General features: G+C 71.2%; 15 protein-coding genes and 5 pseudogenes. 12 read left to right on the top strand and 8 right to left on the bottom strand.

Annotated elements, in window-relative coordinates; genetic code table 11:
- Nucleotides 1-223: 223 nt before the first annotated feature.
- Nucleotides 224-1,047 (bottom strand): annotated as a pseudogene (locus F4561_RS10365) (IS5 family transposase).
- Nucleotides 1,048-1,245: 198 nt separating this feature from the next.
- Here F4561_RS10365 and F4561_RS10370 point away from each other — a divergent pair.
- Together F4561_RS10370 and F4561_RS10375 are read left to right on the top strand one after the other, a co-directional pair.
- Entirely contained in the window at nt 1,246-2,127 is an 882-nt protein-coding gene (locus F4561_RS10370; RefSeq protein ID WP_184577289.1) for a CPBP family intramembrane glutamic endopeptidase, read from the top strand.
- Nucleotides 2,128-2,290: 163 nt separating this feature from the next.
- Nucleotides 2,291-2,686: pseudogene (locus tag F4561_RS10375) on the top strand (transposase); the annotation flags it as partial.
- A gap of 587 nt (nt 2,687-3,273) precedes the next feature.
- Here F4561_RS10375 and F4561_RS10385 read toward each other — a convergent pair.
- Nucleotides 3,274-3,837 (bottom strand): dihydrofolate reductase family protein, encoded by a 564-nt coding sequence (locus F4561_RS10385; protein WP_184577297.1) that lies wholly within the window; start codon nt 3,835-3,837, stop codon nt 3,274-3,276.
- A gap of 523 nt (nt 3,838-4,360) precedes the next feature.
- Between F4561_RS10385 and F4561_RS33930 the strand changes: the two are divergent.
- Both F4561_RS33930 and F4561_RS10390 read left to right on the top strand, forming a co-directional pair.
- A pseudogene (locus F4561_RS33930) lies at nt 4,361-4,489 on the top strand (hypothetical protein); the annotation flags it as partial.
- 59 nt (nt 4,490-4,548) lie between these two features.
- Nucleotides 4,549-5,106: a hypothetical protein gene (locus F4561_RS10390; RefSeq protein WP_184577300.1), complete on the top strand. Its 558-nt coding sequence runs from the start codon at nt 4,549-4,551 to the stop codon at nt 5,104-5,106.
- A gap of 33 nt (nt 5,107-5,139) precedes the next feature.
- Here the strand turns inward: F4561_RS10390 and panF are convergent, their stop codons facing one another.
- The 3 genes from panF to F4561_RS10405 are packed head-to-tail and all read right to left on the bottom strand — an operon-like array spanning nt 5,140 to nt 8,105.
- Nucleotides 5,140-6,645, bottom strand: coding sequence for a sodium/pantothenate symporter (gene panF / locus F4561_RS10395; protein ID WP_184577303.1), 1,506 nt, complete (start codon nt 6,643-6,645; stop codon nt 5,140-5,142).
- Between the two features lie 6 nt (nt 6,646-6,651).
- Entirely contained in the window at nt 6,652-6,972 is a 321-nt protein-coding gene (locus tag F4561_RS10400) for a DUF997 family protein (protein ID WP_040270483.1), read from the bottom strand.
- Between the two features lie 17 nt (nt 6,973-6,989).
- Nucleotides 6,990-8,105: a M20 family metallopeptidase gene (locus F4561_RS10405; RefSeq protein ID WP_184577306.1), complete on the bottom strand. Its 1,116-nt coding sequence runs from the start codon at nt 8,103-8,105 to the stop codon at nt 6,990-6,992.
- Nucleotides 8,106-8,179: 74 nt separating this feature from the next.
- Between F4561_RS10405 and F4561_RS10410 the strand changes: the two genes are divergently transcribed.
- From F4561_RS10410 to F4561_RS10430, 5 genes and pseudogenes are all read left to right on the top strand, one after another.
- Nucleotides 8,180-9,853 (top strand): PucR family transcriptional regulator, encoded by a 1,674-nt coding sequence (locus tag F4561_RS10410; protein ID WP_184577310.1) that lies wholly within the window; start codon nt 8,180-8,182, stop codon nt 9,851-9,853.
- A 142-nt stretch (nt 9,854-9,995) separates the two neighbouring features.
- A complete protein-coding gene (locus F4561_RS10415) occupies nt 9,996-10,160 on the top strand; it encodes a hypothetical protein (protein WP_184577313.1) in 165 nt (54 codons plus the stop codon).
- Entirely contained in the window at nt 10,157-10,915 is a 759-nt protein-coding gene (locus F4561_RS10420; RefSeq protein WP_184577316.1) for an SDR family NAD(P)-dependent oxidoreductase, read from the top strand. Before F4561_RS10415 ends, F4561_RS10420 begins: the two co-directional genes overlap by 4 nt.
- Before the next feature lie 14 nt (nt 10,916-10,929).
- The gene (locus tag F4561_RS10425) at nt 10,930-11,787 is read left to right on the top strand and encodes a polysaccharide deacetylase family protein (protein WP_184577319.1); all 858 of its coding nucleotides are present in this window, start codon (nt 10,930-10,932) and stop codon (nt 11,785-11,787) included.
- 165 nt (nt 11,788-11,952) lie between these two features.
- A pseudogene (locus tag F4561_RS10430) lies at nt 11,953-12,036 on the top strand (spermidine synthase); the annotation flags it as partial.
- Between the two features lie 97 nt (nt 12,037-12,133).
- Here the strand turns inward: F4561_RS10430 and F4561_RS10435 are convergent.
- Nucleotides 12,134-12,637: a tyrosine-type recombinase/integrase gene (locus tag F4561_RS10435; RefSeq protein WP_221445443.1), complete on the bottom strand. Its 504-nt coding sequence runs from the start codon at nt 12,635-12,637 to the stop codon at nt 12,134-12,136.
- 25 nt (nt 12,638-12,662) lie between these two features.
- Nucleotides 12,663-13,103: pseudogene (locus F4561_RS33675) on the bottom strand (DUF2625 family protein); the annotation flags it as partial.
- Between the two features lie 18 nt (nt 13,104-13,121).
- Between F4561_RS33675 and F4561_RS10445 the strand changes: the two are divergent.
- The gene (locus F4561_RS10445) at nt 13,122-13,748 is read left to right on the top strand and encodes a TetR/AcrR family transcriptional regulator (protein WP_184577322.1); all 627 of its coding nucleotides are present in this window, start codon (nt 13,122-13,124) and stop codon (nt 13,746-13,748) included.
- Nucleotides 13,745-14,305 carry a hypothetical protein gene (locus tag F4561_RS10450; protein ID WP_184577325.1) on the top strand — a complete coding sequence of 187 codons (561 nt, stop codon included), beginning with the start codon at nt 13,745-13,747 and terminating at the stop codon, nt 14,303-14,305. The genes F4561_RS10445 and F4561_RS10450 overlap by 4 nt, the downstream gene beginning before the upstream one ends.
- Nucleotides 14,306-14,450: 145 nt before the next feature.
- Here the strand turns inward: F4561_RS10450 and F4561_RS10455 are convergent, their stop codons facing one another.
- On the bottom strand, nt 14,451-15,113 hold the full coding sequence (locus F4561_RS10455; RefSeq protein ID WP_184577328.1) for a winged helix-turn-helix transcriptional regulator: 663 nt from the start codon (nt 15,111-15,113) through the stop codon (nt 14,451-14,453).
- An 80-nt stretch (nt 15,114-15,193) separates the two neighbouring features.
- Between F4561_RS10455 and F4561_RS10460 the strand changes: the two genes are divergently transcribed.
- Complete coding sequence (locus tag F4561_RS10460; RefSeq protein ID WP_184577331.1) at nt 15,194-15,694, top strand: pyridoxamine 5'-phosphate oxidase family protein; 501 nt, start codon at nt 15,194-15,196, stop codon at nt 15,692-15,694.

Consider the following 15,694-nt stretch of genomic DNA (forward strand, 5'->3'; position numbering starts at 1 on the left):
AGCCGAAGAACACCTCTCCCGGTTCCAGCGAGGCGAGGTAGTTCGAGCACGTGCCTCTGCGGTTACCCCTTGAAAGGGCTGTCCTCCACGAGACCGACCATGATCCGCGCCGTGCTCCGGTCGGCCAGTGGGGAGGAGGAGAGCGACTCGCACCGGGCCCGGACGGGACCGGCCATCTTGGTCCGAGGTTCCTGGGAAGCGGCAGTGTCACAGCGGGGTAGCGTTAGGGCCTGTTTTTTGAACGGGTGAGGTCGCGTAGCCAGATCCGGATCGCGGCGAGCTGGACCGTGCCGTCATAGACCGCGGCCCGCTTGTCGTATCTGGTCGCCACCGCACGGTTCTGCTTGAGCAGGTTGATCGCCCGCTCCACGGTGTTGCGGCCGCGGTAGGCCCGCCGGTCGAAGGCCGGGGGCCTGCCGCCCGCCGAGCCTTTGCGCCTGCGGTGGGCCTGCTGGTCGGCGGGTTGGGCGATGGGCGCCGTGATCTTGCGTCGGCGCAGGTGGGCCCGGTTGGCGCGCGAGGAGTAGGCCTTGTCGCCCAGCACCCGGTCCGGGCGCGTGCGCGGGCGACCGACGGTGCGGGGCAGCCGCAGGTCGCCCATCAGCGGCGCGAACATCAAAGCATCGCCCCGCTGGCCGGGGCTGGTGCGGATCGCCAGGGGGCGGCGGTGCTGGTCGGACAGCAGGTGGATCTTGGTGGTCAGTCCGCCCCGGGAGCGCCCCAGTGCCTCCGATCCGTCCGATTCCTCCCGCACGTGGTCCCCTTTTTCGCCGCTCCGGCGGCGTGCTGGTGGGCGCGCACGCTGGTGGAGTCGATCCCGGCGGCCAGCTCCTCGCCGGAATCGGCGTCGATGCGCAGCCGATCGGCGATGCGCTACCAGGTGCCGTCGTTGGACCAGCGGCGGTGGCGCCCGGCCGCGGTCTCCCAGGGGCCGTAGCGCTCCGGCAGATCGCGCCAGGGGATGCCGGTTCTGATGCGGTAGAGGATCGCGTTGATGATGCGGCGGTGCTCGGCCCATTGGCCGCCTTTGGGCGGGTTGTCGGGCATGAGCGGGGCGAGCAGGGCCCACTCGGCATCGGTGAGTTCGAAACGACCGGACACGGCCCTCGAGTGTGCCAGCGCGGGCCCTGCCTCGCTCCCGATTAAACAGGCCCTAAGGGACCCCCAGGGGGTTCCCTGAATGTTCCCTGGACACCGTCTGATCGTGTGGACGCGGGCGTGCGGGCGCCGCCAATGTGTTGAGCCATGAGTTCCGAATCCACCGAGTCAGTGCGGCCTCCCGCCCCCTCGATTCCCTACCGCCCCGCCGGCCGCCTGGAACCGTGGGCACCACGGTTTCTGACCGTGTTCGCCCTCGTGCTGATGGCGATCACCGTCGCGTTGTGCGCGCCCGTGTGGATGGGCGCCATGTCCTCGGACGTGCTGAACGCCGTCACTCCGCTGGTGATGTGGCTGCCCACGCTCGTCGTCGTCGCCGTGCACCTGGGCTTCCGGCGCCCCGTACCCGTCATGCGCTGGGCGGCCCTGGGGATCAGGCCCGCAGGGCGCACGTTCGCCGTCATCGGCCTGCTGCTGGCCGTGATGGTCCTGGTTCCGGCCCTCACGATCGCGGCGGCCGTGTCACTGGGGCTGGTCGACTTCGCTCCGTCCGAGGGCGCCGCTACCACTGCGCTGATGGTGGTGCCGATGATCGTGGTGATGATGGTGACCACGCTCGGCGAGGAGGCCGCCTGGCGCGGCTACCTGCAGTCCACGCTCGCCCCGCTCGGGTTCTGGCGATCCACGCTGGCGATCGCCGCGTACTGGTCCCTGTGGCACCTCCCCGTGGCCGCCGCCTACTGGACCGACGGGCAGATGGACGGCCGCGAGGTGCTGGTCACGAGTGTGAACCTGCTGCTGAGCGCGGTCGTGCTGTCGGCCGTGCGGTACCTGTCCGGATCGGTGTGGCCGGCCGTGGCCGGACACGCGATGCTCAACACCGTCCTCGTGTTCGCCTACTCGAACCTGATCACCTCGACCGCGGATCTTCCCGACGGCGCCTACTGGGGATACGCACTGGTCACGTGGGCCGTATGGGGCCTGGCGATCCTCGTCCTGGCGCGCGCGGTCGCGCGCCGCGCCGGGTGATTGCAAGGTGCCCGGCGAGCTGCGCACACGTACACAATGTCCGGCCTCATGCCGCTGAAAGGGGGCTGCCACTGCGTGTTCGGCGGCGTTTGCGGGGTTCTGCCGTATCCGCCGAATCGAGCGACCGACAGTTCGCCGCCGGAGCGGCGAAAAAGGGGACCACGTGCGGGAGGAATCGGACGGATCGGAGGCACTGGGGCGCTCCCGGGGCGGACTGACCACCAAGATCCACCTGCTGTCCGACCAGCACCGCCGCCCCCTGGCGATCCGCACCAGCCCCGGCCAGCGGGGCGATGCTTTGATGTTCGCGCCGCTGATGGGCGACCTGCGGCTGCCCCGCACCGTCGGTCGCCCGCGCACGCGCCCGGACCGGGTGCTGGGCGACAAGGCCTACTCCTCGCGCGCCAACCGGGCCCACCTGCGCCGACGCAAGATCACGGCGCCCATCGCCCAACCCGCCGACCAGCAGGCCCACCGCAGGCGCAAAGGCTCGGCGGGCGGCAGGCCACCGGCCTTCGACCGGCGGGCCTACCGCGGCCGCAACACCGTGGAGCGGGCGCGATCAACCTGCTCAAGCAAAACCGGGCCGTGGCGACCAGATACGACAAGCGGGCCGCGGTCTATGACGGCACGGTCCAGCTCGCCGCGATCCGGATCTGGCTACGCGACCTCACCCGTTCAAAAAACAGGCCCTAGGCTGTGTTTGACGGGTCGTGGTCCAGCCAGAGCAAGGCGCTGATCAGCGCGGCTCCCGCCCGGTAGTGGCGGACGAGCTTGTCGGACCGTGTCGCGCTCGCCCGGTAGTGCTTCAACCGGCCGATACAGCGTTCAACCTGGTTGCGGCGCTTGTAGGCCTGCCGGTCGAAGGCCGGCGGGCGGCCTCCGTAGGAACCGCGCCGGCTGCGCCAGGCCCTCTGATCGCTGCGCTGGGGAATGGTGCATCCGATCCGGCGGCCGCGACAGGCGTAGCTCACCAGCCGGGAGAGCCAGTAGCCACCGGTCCGGTCCTCCGTTAGGGGATCCCTGTCCGGACGGATCGTCTGCGGTGAAGAACAGGCTCCGGCAGCAACGTCACGATGGCCTCGGAACACAGCGCCACGAGATCATCGGGTGGCCCGAAGCCCGCGCTGATCCGCCGTCGGGCACTCAGCGCCTGGTCTCGTACCTGGTCAGCACCACGCCGTCGGGAAACGTCCGGGTCTCCACCAGGCTCAGGTTCACCCAGTTGTCCAGGGCTGTGAAGAACGGCGTGCCGCCGCCCACCAGGACCGGATGGGTGACGACCGCGTACTCGTCGATCAGCCCGGCCCGCATGGCCGCCGCGGCGAGTGTGGCACCGCCGATGTCCATGGGGCCGCCGTCGTCGGCCTTGAGTCTGGTGATCTCGGTGACCGCGTCGCCGGTGACCAGACGGGTGTTCCAGTCGACCGTGCTGGTCGTCGAGGAGAACACCACCTTCGGCATGTCCCGCCAGCGGCCGGCGAACTCGATCGTCGCCGGTGTGGCGCCCGGCTGCTTGTCGGCGGTCGGCCAGTGGGAGCTCATCGTCTCCCACAGTTTGCGCCCGTACAGCGCCAGGCCCGTCGCGTCCACCCGGTCGGACCACCACTGGAACAGCTCGTCGCTCGGCACGCTCCAGCCGAGGTCGTCGCCGGGCGCGGCGATGTAGCCGTCCAGGCTCAGGTTCATGCCGAAGGTCAGTTTCCGCATGGTGTCAGCCTCCCGTGAGTCGGTATTCGGCGTACAGACCAGCACGGCGCGCAAAAATCATCGGTCAGGCCACACCGAGGGCCAGTTGACCACCACGCCAAGCGGATGCTCCGTACGGAAAGGAACCTCCGGCGTACCGGCGGGTCGAGACGAGCCCGCCACCACCGCCATGGTGGCAAGTATTCGCGTTCGACCGCTCCAAGCACAACGCTCGAGAAGCGGGGGAGGGGTGACGCCGGGCGGGCGCGGCATCTATGGCTCGCGCTACTTGTGCGACTTCTTCTGCCCCTCATCTGCCGAGGCCACGCGGCCGGACCGGCGCGTCGGCCGGTCGAACCCTTATTCACGGCGGGCGGAGGGCTGGGACGATGTTTCTCGACGCGCCGGCCACAGGTGGATCCCATCGCCCCTCGGCTGGTGCGTCGCTTCGAGCTTGAGACGCTACTGCGCTCGCTCTTCCTGACTCACGCCGAGTGAATCCTCGCGCCCCAACTTGGGCGCCCCGTTTCGTGCGGGTGCCTTGTTGTTCGCCGACGCCGACATGGTCGCCGCCGTGGGCCCGACATTGGCCGAGGAGGCCAGGCGGCTGGCTGTCACCAACCCGGGCGACCTCACCCCGCCGGTGCACCAGATCACTCCAGGGGTGCCGTTCGAGGAGCAGCAGCTGTTGCAGGAGTGGAACACCGCCTGCCAGAGCGGCACGAGGCGATCATGCAGCGCTTCGACCAGGTGGCCGACCACGCCATCGGCACCGAACCGCTGCAAACCCGGGCTCCAGGCGATCGCGTCACCCTGCCCGAACCCAGACCCCAGCGACGCCACCCCCTGCCCCCGCTCGCCCCCCAAGAACGAGCGAACCAGCAGCGCATCGCCGCGACACTGGTCACCGATGGCGGCAACATCACCGACGTCGGCCAGGGCAAGACCATCGCCATCAACGCCCTGGCCGAGCGCATGCGCTCGGCGACCCCCGAGGTCGCCCTCGCCGCGCTCGGGCTCAACGTCGGCACCGACATGGTGAACCGCTTGGGCTTCGAACCGCCGGATCTGGCTGCGCGACCTCACCCGTTCAAAAAACACTGCCTAGATCCGCAGCACCACATCCCCAGCGCCGCCGCCGAACAGGTGCCCGCGCGCCGCGGCGGGGAAGTCGGAGGGCGGCGTACGGCGGCTCCCGCCCGGCAGGGGCGGGAGGGAGCCGCGATCCGGTGTTCGGGGGCGCGCGAGGGAACGCCGCGCCTCCGAACACCGGGTGAGGGGGCGTCCTGACGCACCTCGACCAGGTGCGGGAAACGGGAGTGCTCAGCGAACGGGGCGCACGGCGTCGCCCAGCTTGTCGATCTCGGCCTGGGTGCCCCAGAACTTCACCAGCACCTCGCGTCGCGGCGGCGGCCCCATGTAGCTGCCCAGCAGGAACAGTGCCAGGGCGACGGCCGAGGACGTCGCGATCGGGAACATGCCCAGGGCCAGCTCGGGCGCCCAGTTGTTGACGACCGTGTACCAGACCATCCCGCCGGCCATCCCCAGTCCGGCGCCCAGCGCGTTGGCGCGCTTCCAGTACAGCCCCAGCACCAGGGGGAAGAAGAACGCCGTCTCCAGGCCGCCGATGGCGTAGATGACCAGCAGCTCCAGGTAGTCGGGCGGGTTCAGGGCCAGCACGAGGACCAGCGCCGTCAGCCCCAGCGTGGTCGCCGAGGTGATCGCCGAGGTGCGCCCGTCGCTGATGCGCGGATTGACGTAGGCGATGTAGAGGTCGCGGATGATGGTGCCGGCGACGACCAGGATCATCGCGTCGACCGTGGACATCACCGCGGCCAGCGGAGCCGCGAAGAGCACACCGGCGACGCCCGCGGGCAGCACCTCGACGATCGTCGTCGGCAGCGCCAGGTCGCCGACCTCCATGTCGGGGCGGTAGTAGCGCGCCATCATGCCCATGGTCAGAAAGCCCAGGGTGATGATGGTCATCACCAACGGGCCGACCTTCATCGCGGTGTGCACCGAGCGGGAGTCGCGGTAGCTCATCGCCCGCACCGCCAGATGGGGCAGGACGCCGAACATCAGGCCCAGCTGCAGCGAGTAGGAGGCGATCATCTGCGGGGTGAACCCGGCGGGCCCGGGCAGCGTGAACAACTCCGGTGCAGTACTCATGACCTGCTCGTTGACGGCGCCCATGCCGCCGGCAGCGCTGAGCAGCGCCACCCACACCACCACGGCGCCCACGAGCATGATGATGCCCTGGAGCACGTCGCTCGTCGCGTCGGCGAGGAAGCCGCCGAAGGTCGTGTAGATCGCGACGATCACCGCCAGGCAGATCAGCACCACCCTGTAATCGGCGCCGGTGGCCGCCTCCAGCAGCCGGGTGCCGCCGACGAACTGCGGCACCATGTAGGCGGTCAGGAACACCACGATGCCCAGCGAGCTGATGACGACCACGATCGGGTTCTCGTAGCGGTGGCGCAGCATGTCCACGATCGACAGCGCCCCCAGCTTGCGCCCGACGATGGCCCATTTCTTGCCGAGTACCGCCAGCGCGATGAAAGCCGTGGGCACCTGGAAGATCGAGACCAGGATCCAGCCGTAGCCCTCGCCGTAGACGAGGCCCGGACCGCCGATGAAGGTCCCCGCGCTGGCCCCGCTGGCCAGCAGCGTGAACATCAGCAGCATCCAGCCCAGCGAGCGCCCGCCCATGTAGTAGTGCTCGGTCTTGTGGCCCTCGGAGACGGCCCGGCGCCGTTGGAAGCTCCACCAGGCGATCACCAGGAGCACGGCGGCATACAGCAGGATCGGGATGAGGATGCCCCAGCGCATTGGCGACTACCTTTCTTCGGGCCCGCCGGCGTCGCCGTCGGCGGAAAGGGGGACGTCGGTGAAGAAGCGGCGGACGAGCACGTAGGCGATGCCGGAGAAGACCAGGCAGGTCACCGGCACGGACCAGAAGAACCAGGCAGGGAAGCCCAGCACGAAGGTCAGCTCGTCGGCGGTCTTGCCGCCGCCCAGAAGCCAGGCTGTCGCGGTGACGGCCACGGTGAACGCGACCCAGTAGGCCAGTGCGATGGCGAGTTCCCGCTTGGCCGTGCGGTAGCGCGGGTCCTCCTCGAATCCGGCGTCGCGAACGGGGGGTCCGGTGTCGGGCATTTTGCTCTCACATCCCTTCAGGGTCCCGGAAGCGGGTGTTTGGCGAGGCCGTCCACCAGAGCCGAGACCAGCGGAATCCGGTGCAGGGTGGCGTCGACGTCCACCCACTCGTGTTCGGCGTGCGGCCCGCCGCCCACAGCGCCCAGGCCGTCCAGCGTGGGTATCCCCATCGCGGCGCAGAGGTTGGCGTCGGAGATGCCGCCCACGGCCGCCGACTCCAACGGCCGCTCGCCCAGTTCGCGGGCGTGGCGGGCGGCCCGCTCCAGCAGCGCCGTCGCCGCGCCCTCCTCCATCGGCGGTCTGTTGCGCCCGCCCTCGACCGCCACCTCGATTTCGGAGGGAGCATCCGCCAGGGCGCGGATGCGGTCATCGACGCTCCACTGGTCGGTGGAGCAGGCGGCGCGCACATCCAGGTGGAGTTCGGCGTGGTCGGGCACCGTGTTCACGGTCTGTCCCGCCCGCGCCAGTGTCGGGGTGACGGTCAGCCCGCGGTCGGGGGCGTTGAGCCGCTGCGCCTCGGCGACGAGCTCGGCCATGCGCACCAGGGCGTTGGCGCCCTTGTGCGGCTCCAGCCCGGCGTGGGCCGAGCGGCCCCGGCAGCGCAGCGTGTAGATCGACCACCCCTTGCGGGCGCGCTTCAGTGCGCCGCCCTCGGCCGCCCCTTCGAGCACGAGTACAGCCTGGCAGCTCCGCGCCTCGGCCTCGATCAGTTCGCGGCTGGACTCCGACCCGATCTCCTCGTCGCCGGTGACCAGGAGCGTTACCGGAACGTGCGGATCCAGCCGTGCCAGGGCGTACAGCCCCACGAGCAGGCCCGCCTTCATGTCGAAGACGCCGGGTCCGCGGATCCGGCCGTCCTCAAGGGACAACGGGCGCTTCTGGGTCGTGCCCAGGGGCCACACGGTGTCCCGGTGGCCCAGCAGCAGCACCCGTCCCGGCGCGTTCGCTTCTCCCCGGCGCCACACCAGCGCCGAGGGACCGCCCGGCAGCGGGATGCGCTCCGGTGCCGCGCCGACGATCGACTCGCCGACGGCGGCCAGGCGGTCCCCGCACGTCTCGACCGCGAGCAGGTCGGATGACGGTGACTCCGCCTCGACCAGCGAACGCAGTGCTGCGGTGAACCCCTCCTCCATGGGCCTTGCCTCCTTCGCTGATATCCGGCCGCCAGTTTCGGCGAGTGATCACCGCGCTGTAATGATCCGCTGGTATGAAGAACGGGACGGGACTTGTCGTCTCCGACAAGGGGGTGGGGCGCATGCAGGGGCCGTCGCTGAGCACCGTCGTCGACGCCATCGGCGTCAGCGTGCTGTCGGTGTGGGCCGAGGCGCCTGATGCGGACGTGTGCTGCCACGACGTCGTGATCCACGACGCCGCCGACGAGTTCGCCGCCGGGCCCGGAGATCTGCTGCTCGCTGTAGGCGTCGACACCGGTGGTGCCGAGACGGTGCTGGAGGAGGCCGCACGGCGCGGCGTCGCTGCGGTGGTCGTACGCGGAACGGCCGAGCTGCGCGAGCGCCTGAGCGCGCCGGCCCGGCGCGCCGGCGTCGCGCTGCTGGCCCTTGAGCCGGGCATCGGCTGGGCGCAGTTCTCCGGACAGCTGCGTGGCCTGCTCACCACCACCGGGGCCGACCTGGACGCCGAGTCGTCGGGCCCGCCCGCCCGCGAACTCGCGGTCTTCGCCAACGCCCTGTGCGAGTCGGTCGGCGGCTCGGTCATGATCTTCAACCCGCAGCAGGAGGTGCTGGCCTCCTCCCGGCTCGTCGAGTCCGACGACGCGATGCGCCGCCAGGCGGCCCTGGACCAGCGCGGCCCGACCTGGTTCCGGGCGCGGCTGCGCGAGCAGGGCGTCTACCGCCGGCTGTGGCGCGGCGACGACGCCGTCGACATCCCCGCCGTGCCCGAAGAAGGTGTCAACCGCCGCATGGCGGTGGCGGTCCGCTCGGGCGACGAGATCCTCGGCTCGATCTGGGTGGCCGAGCGCGACAATCCGCTGCCCGACGACGCGGCGCTGGTGCTGCGCCGCGCCGCGGCTTCGGCCGGCCAGTACCTGTCCCGGCTGGGCGTGCGCACCCAGACCCGCCGCCGCGCCGCTGAGGCCGTCGCCCGCCGCCTGCTGGCCGGAACGACCACCGAGGACGAGGCCCTGGAGTGGCTCGACATCGGTGCGGATGGCCCCTGCGCCGTCCTCAGCTGCGTCTTCGCCGGCGAACGCCCCCATGACGCGCGAGCCTTTGCCGATCTGCTGTGCGTGCATCTGCCCGCTCTGGACTGCGCGGCGGTGCCGGTGCCCTCGCGCGGGCGCGTGGACGTGCTGCTGTGCCGGGTGGAGGGACGCGGTGGCGCCGAGCTCGCCCGGGCCGCCCGCGAGGTCCTCGACCGCGCCGCGGCTGCGGCCGGCTGCGCGGTGCTGGGCGCGCTGGGCCGCGTCGTGCCCGAAACGGGCAGGGCGTCCGACTCCCTCGCCGAAGCCGACCTGGTGCTGCGGGTGCTGCGCGACCGGCGCGCCGCACACACCTGCGTGGCGGTGCTGGACGACGTGCGCGCCGCCGCCGGCGCATTGGTGCTGGCCGACGCGGCGGCCGCCGACCCGCGCTTCGCCGAAGGGCCGGTGCCCCGGCTGCTCGACTACGACAGCCGGCACCACACCTCCTACGCCGCGAGCCTGGCGGCCTACCTCGACGCCTTCGGCGACGTCATCGCCGCCTCGCGCGCGCTGCACGTCCACTCCAACACGCTGCGCTACCGGCTGCGCCGGATGCGGCCGATCTGCGGGATCGACCTGGGCGACCCGGACGATCGGCTGGTCGCCGCCGTGTGCCTGCGCCGCGCCGGTTTGGACCTGCGGACAAGGACCGCTCCGGAAGTTCGGAGTCCGGCATGAGGACCCGCGCCGCCCGCCGCCCTCACACTGGCTGTCGTGATCATCCGAGCTGAGCACGGAACGTTCGGCGGCGCGTCCGACTGCCGGGGCGCACGCCCATGAGCGGCACCGCCGCGCGCCTGAAGGAGGCGGCGCCGCCGCCGTGGAGCCCGCGCTCTACCTCGCCGGCGCCGTCGTGGACCTGCTCGGCGACGGCGCCCGCGAGACCCACCGGGTGCTGCGCGCGTCGCCGCCGCCCTTGTCCATACCGCAGTACCTGGCCCTGCGCCGGGGCATGAACCGCCACGAGACCCAGGAGGAAGCGTGAGTCGCACAGTGCTGGTCACCGGGGCGTCGGGCGGCATCGGAAAGGCGATCGCCCGCCGGTTCCTCGCCGAGGGCGCGAGCGTCGTGCTCAGCGACCGCGACGAGGCGCGATGCGCCCAGACGGCCGAGGAGCTCGCGGCTCCCGAGCGCGTCAGTACCGTCGCGGCCGACGTCGCCGACCCCGAGTCGGCCCGCTCCTGCGTGCGCACGGCTTGGGAGCACGCCGACGGGCTGAATGTACTGGTCAACGCGGCGGGTGTGTATCCTAGCCGGCCGCTGCTGGAGATGACCGACGCTCAGTGGCGGGGCGTGCTCGCGACCAACCTCGACGGCCCCTTCGCGCTGTCCACCGAGTTCGCCCGCGCGCTGGTCGATCGGGACCGGCCGGGTGACATCGTCAACATCACCTCCGGCGCCGGAGACCGGGCGCGGTGGGGAGCGGCGCACTACTGCACCTCCAAGGCCGGGCTGACGATGCTCACCAGGGCGCTGGCACTGGAGTTCGCCGAGCACCGCATCCGCGCCAACGCCGTCTCCCCGGGATTCGTCGAGGTCGGCAGCCACGTCAACCCGCTCAGTGCCGAGTACGTGAGGGCCGTAGAGGCCGGGCGGCCCTGGCCGCGGCCCGGCGTACCCGATGACGTCGCCTCGGCCGTGGCCTATCTGTGCTCCGAGGACGCCGAGTGGATCACTGGCACGACCATCGCCGTCGACGGGGGAGTGGGAGCCGGCAACGCCGCGCTCCCGCTGGCCTGAAGGGAGCCGCCGCAATGCCGAACGGATACGTCTGCCTCACCTTCGACTTCGACGCGCTGTCGGTGTGGGTCGACCGCGGACAGCTGTCGGCGACACCGCGCTCGCGCGGGGAGTTCGGCGCGGTGGCCGTACCCCGGCTGCTGGACCTGCTGTCGCGGCGCGGCCTGCCCGCGACCTGGTTCGTGCCCGGCCACACCGCCCGCACCTACCCCGATCTGTGCCGCAGGATCCGCGACCGCGGCCACGAGATCGCCCTGCATGGCTACGCCCACGAGAACGTCGCCGCCCTAGACGAGGACGCCGAGCGGACGGTTCTGGACCGCTCGGTCGAGGCTCTGCGGGAAGCGGCGGGCGTCGAGCCCCTGGGGTTCCGCGCACCGGCCTGGGACCTGTCGGAGAACACGGTGGCGCTGCTCAACGAGCGCGGACTGCGCTACGACAGCAGTTTGATGGGCCACGACTACGCCCCCTACCGGTGCCGCACCGGCGACCGGGTGGACGCCGAGAGCGCCAGGTGGGGCGAGGAGACCCCGCTGGTGGAGGTGCCGGTCAGCTGGACCCTCGACGATCTGCCGCACCTGGAGTTCCTCAGTTCTCCCGCACGCACCCTGCCCGGGCTGGGCGACGCCGAGCGGATGTTCGTCGACTGGGAGCTGGATCTGCGCTACATGCTGCGCGAGACCGAGCAGGGCGTGCTCACGGTGACCTGCCACCCCCAGGTGATCGGCCGCGGCCACCGGCTGCTGCGATTGGAGGAGTGGCTGGACCGCATCACGGCCTACGGGGTCGAGTTCGCCACAGTCGGCGCCGTGGCCGACCTCGCGGCCGGCGGCGTGCAGCTGGGCCGGCCCAAGGCGGCGCCGGCGGAATGAGACCGGCGCCGGACCGCGTGATGCGGCACGGCACCCACCGTGGCCGGTTCCGGCCCGCCGGCGGCCGCGCAGCGCCGGTGCGGCGTCGGCGCCGAAACCGGTCCGAAGCCGCTTCCGCGCGGCGTGGGCCTTCGATTCGAGGAACTGGACTGGTGCTCGACACCGATGGGCGAGCTCGTGCTGCGCCGCCGGTGGGACCCGGTCATCGGCGCCGACGTCCACGAGATCAAGCTCGGCGACGAGTTCCTGCCTGAGCGGAGCACGGGCGTCGCGTCGTAGCGGCTCGGGTCGATCGGCCACCGCCAGGAGGCGGAACAGTCTGGGCGGCTAACTGCAAGGGAAGCGGTCACCGGGCCGCCTCCGCGCTGTCGCTGCTGGTCAAGGCCTTAACGCGCCAGGCGTGGATATGCTCCATACCGCGGTTGAGCTTATCGGCCAACTCCCGACCGGACAGATGAATGTACTGCAGAGTGGAGTCGGTGTGCCGGTGCCCGGCAAAGGCCGCGATGGCGTGCACCTCCCAGCCCATCCTCGCCAGGTCCGTCAGGCACAAGTGCCGGATGGTGTGCGTGGAGAACCGCTCGATGCCGGAGGCCAGAGCGATCCGGCGGACCACCTTCGACCAGGTCCACAGGCTCAGCGGCTGGGCGTGATTGCGTCGCGACTCTGACAGGAACAGCGGCCCGCGAGCCCGGCTCACCTGGGACCGGTGGGCGAGATACTGCGCCAGCAGCACCCCGGTCGAGGCCGAGTACAGAACGACGCGCTCCAGCCGGTTCTTCGTCGTCTCCGCCCGTATGCGCAGCGTGCGGTGGGCCGGGTCGACGTCGTCCGTGCGCAGCGAACACACCCCCCAGCACGTCGTGGGCCACGACGATCCCGTGGTCCGGGCGCCAGGCGGAGCCGTCCTGCGTCCAGCCGTTGACGGTCGGCAGCCCGGGCAGCGTCCCCGGGCGCTCCGTGGCGGCCCCGCCGTAGACGCTCAGCCATCCGCCGTCCAGCAGCAGCCCGCCGCTGTGCAGTGCGAACGCGCCGAGCGTGGACTGCGCGGTGACCTGCAAGCCCATCAGGCAGGCGCGGCCGCGCTCCTCATCGGCGGGTATGTGCTGCACCGGCCCCGGGCTCGCGGCGAACCGCTCTAGGAGTTCGGGCCACGCGGGGTCGTCGACATCGACGAGTTCGCTCAGCGGTCGCACGGCGGCATCCTGGCACGCGATTCGGGACTCCGCGCGCTTCGGTCGAGCCCGATGCCCCCGCCGGTTGCGGCCGGGGGGAACTCGGCATAGTGTGAATGAATAAATATATTTTTCATTCATTCATATCAAGGAGATCTCGTGCCCGCCCACTTCAACGACGAGGACCGCGAGCGGATCAGGAGCTTGCTGCTGGGCGCCGGGCGGGAGCTGCTGCCGGTCCGCGGCCTGGCCAAGACGACGATCGCCGACCTGGTCGGTCCTGCCGGGATCGCCCCGGCGAGCTTCTACGCGTTCTTCGCCGCGAAGGAGGAGCTGTACCTGGAGCTGCTGTTCGCCGACGCCGAGGACATCAAGCGGCGGCTGCTGGCCTCGCTGGACGATCCGGGCGACGCGCGGCGGGCCATCGGCGCCTTCCTGCGCGGTGTGATCGCCGAACAGGAGGGCAACCCGCTGCTGCGCCGCCTGGTCCGGCACCCGGAGGAGCTGCAGGCGCTGGCCCGCCATCTGGAGAAGTCGTCCGCGGCAACCGCGCACAAGCGCGAGCTCAGCGTGGTCCCGCTGGAGGATTTCGTCGAGCGGGCCCAGAGCGACGGCCGGCTGGTCGCTGGCGAGCCGCAGGTCCTGGCCACGGTGCTCCGGGCGGTCACCGCCCTGCCGCTGCACGCGGACGAGTTGGGCGCCGAGCACTTTCCGCAGGCCCTGGACAGGATCATCGACCTCGTCGCCGACGGCCTGGCCGCCGGCGCGGAAAGGGAGCCCCCATGAGTCTCGTCGACCTGCTCGTCGACTTCGGCGGCTGGGCCTGGGAGCGGCACCACAACATCTGGAGCTGGTACATCCGCTTCCCCTTGTTCGGGGTGTTCTGCTATTTCGCCTACCGCCGCAGCCCGTGGGGGCTCGCTCTGTCGCTGCTCGCCCTGGCGACCAGCATGTTCTGGTTCCCGGCGCCGGAGCGGCCCGACCCGCAGGTGGAGGAGTTCCTCGCCTGGCAGGCCGCGACCATGAGCACCCCCATGGGCGCGCTCGGCTTCCTGGTGTTGACCGTCGTCAGCCTCGGCGTCATCGTCTGGCTGTTCTGGCGGCGCCGCTGGCGGACCGGACTGGTACTGGTGAACCTGTTCTTCGGCTACGACCTGGTCACCGGTGTGTTCGCGGAGGACGCGAATCTGGCCCTGCTCTACCCGACGCTCGCCGGGCTCGTGGGCGTCAACGGCGTCGCTCTCGTGCTGTGGTGGCTGCGCCGCCGCCGTACGGCACGGCACGACTCCGCCGACCACCCACCGGCTGCGGCCGCGCCGCCTTCCGAGAGCGGGTCGTCGTAGCGGCCGGTGTACGCTCCGGCGGCCGCGGCCCCGCGACGGGCACGGGGCCGCTCGTATCGGCGCTGCTCAGGGGAAGCCGACGATGCGCAGCACGAGGAACGTGCCGACGACGGCGATTGCGAAACCGGGCCGCGAGCCGGTGCGCTCACCCCGCCGCGGTCGGGGTCGGGCGGGGGAACAGGCGAAGAAACGCCTGCGCCGCCTCGCGGTCGCCCGTGACCGTCGCGTCTCCGGTGTGCAGTGCGTCGTCCAAGCCGCGGCCGGCGAACACCAGCGCGCGCAGGGTTGCCGCGTCGGTGGCGATGACCGCGTCGGGGGCCGCGGCCGGTCCGCGGGCGACGGCGAAGGTCCCCGCGGAGACCTCGGTGGCGAACACGTCGCCGCCGGTCCGCAGCTCTATGCGGATGTGCAGCCCCTCGGCGGCGCGCGGATCGAAGGTCGTCTTCAACGCGACGGCTAAGGCGTCGGGGCTCAGGGGAGCGGAAGTGGTCAGCGGGGTGCCGGCGCCCCAGTGTGCCAAGGCCAGCAGCACCGGTTCGAGCGCGGCACCCCGCTCGGTCAGCTCGTAGGCCGAGGTGCCGGCCGGGGGTCCAAGGCGGCAGCGCCGCACGAGCCCGTCCTGCTGGAGTCGGTCCAGCCGCTGGGAGAGCACGTTCTGGCTCGCGGTGGGCAGCCCGCGGCGCAGATCGGTGAACCGCTTGGGGCCGAGCAGCAGTTCCCGCACGATCAGCAGCGCCCAGCGTTCGCCCACCAGGTCCAAGGCGCGGGCGATCCCGCAGGGGTCGCCATAGCTTCGCTTGCCTGTCATGCCCTTGATGATAACCCACTACTTCAATTTTAGGACTTATTGGTGCTAATTTAGGATCATCAACCACGAAGGAGGCCGCCATGAGCGCCCAGACACTGCCGCAAGGCGACGTCGAACTGCTGCACACCGAGGTCGCGCTGCGCCTGCTGCATTCCACCGAGCTGGCCCGGCTCGCCTACGTGGCCGGCGACGGCACGCCGCGCGTGTTCCCGATGATGTTCCACTGGACCGGCAGCGAGCTGGTGTTCGGCACCTTCGCCGGAGCACGCAAGATCGGGACGCTGCGCCGCAGGCCGGACGTCGCCGTCACGATCGACGCGCCCGCTCCGCCGGAGGTGCTGCTGATCCGCGGCCGGGCGGAGGTGACCGACGTCCCCGGGCTGGTCGACGACTACTTGGCGGCGCATCGCCGCTACGGCGGCGAGGAGCAGGTCGCCGCGGTGCGCGCCCAGCACGACCACCCCGACACGCGGATGGCCCGCATCGCGGTGCGCCCGACCTGGGTCGGTGTGCTGGACTTCCAGTCGCGGTTCCCCGGCGGCGCGACTGCCGAGGAGTTCGAGCGGATCGGACGGTCGTGA

Origin of the sequence: Lipingzhangella halophila (assembly GCF_014203805.1) — a bacterium.
GTDB classification, from domain to species: Bacteria; Actinomycetota; Actinomycetes; order Streptosporangiales; family Streptosporangiaceae; genus Lipingzhangella; species Lipingzhangella halophila.

Excerpts from the sequence above, each read along its gene's own strand:
- F4561_RS10385 (WP_184577297.1), bottom strand. The coding sequence starts at position 3,837 with ATGCGGAAACTGACCTTCGGCATGAACCTGAGCCTGGACGGCTACATC.
- panF (WP_184577303.1), bottom strand. The coding sequence starts at position 6,645 with ATGCGCTGGGGCATCCTCATCCCGATCCTGCTGTATGCCGCCGTGCTC.
- F4561_RS10390 (WP_184577300.1), top strand. The coding sequence starts at position 4,549 with ATGCAGCGCTTCGACCAGGTGGCCGACCACGCCATCGGCACCGAACCG.
- F4561_RS10410 (WP_184577310.1), top strand. The coding sequence starts at position 8,180 with ATGAAGAACGGGACGGGACTTGTCGTCTCCGACAAGGGGGTGGGGCGC.
- F4561_RS10400 (WP_040270483.1), bottom strand. The coding sequence starts at position 6,972 with ATGCCCGACACCGGACCCCCCGTTCGCGACGCCGGATTCGAGGAGGAC.
- F4561_RS10460 (WP_184577331.1), top strand. The coding sequence starts at position 15,194 with ATGAGCGCCCAGACACTGCCGCAAGGCGACGTCGAACTGCTGCACACC.
- F4561_RS10450 (WP_184577325.1), top strand. The coding sequence starts at position 13,745 with ATGAGTCTCGTCGACCTGCTCGTCGACTTCGGCGGCTGGGCCTGGGAG.
- F4561_RS10455 (WP_184577328.1), bottom strand. The coding sequence starts at position 15,113 with ATGACAGGCAAGCGAAGCTATGGCGACCCCTGCGGGATCGCCCGCGCC.
- F4561_RS10405 (WP_184577306.1), bottom strand. The coding sequence starts at position 8,105 with ATGGAGGAGGGGTTCACCGCAGCACTGCGTTCGCTGGTCGAGGCGGAG.
- F4561_RS10425 (WP_184577319.1), top strand. The coding sequence starts at position 10,930 with ATGCCGAACGGATACGTCTGCCTCACCTTCGACTTCGACGCGCTGTCG.
- F4561_RS10370 (WP_184577289.1), top strand. The coding sequence starts at position 1,246 with ATGAGTTCCGAATCCACCGAGTCAGTGCGGCCTCCCGCCCCCTCGATT.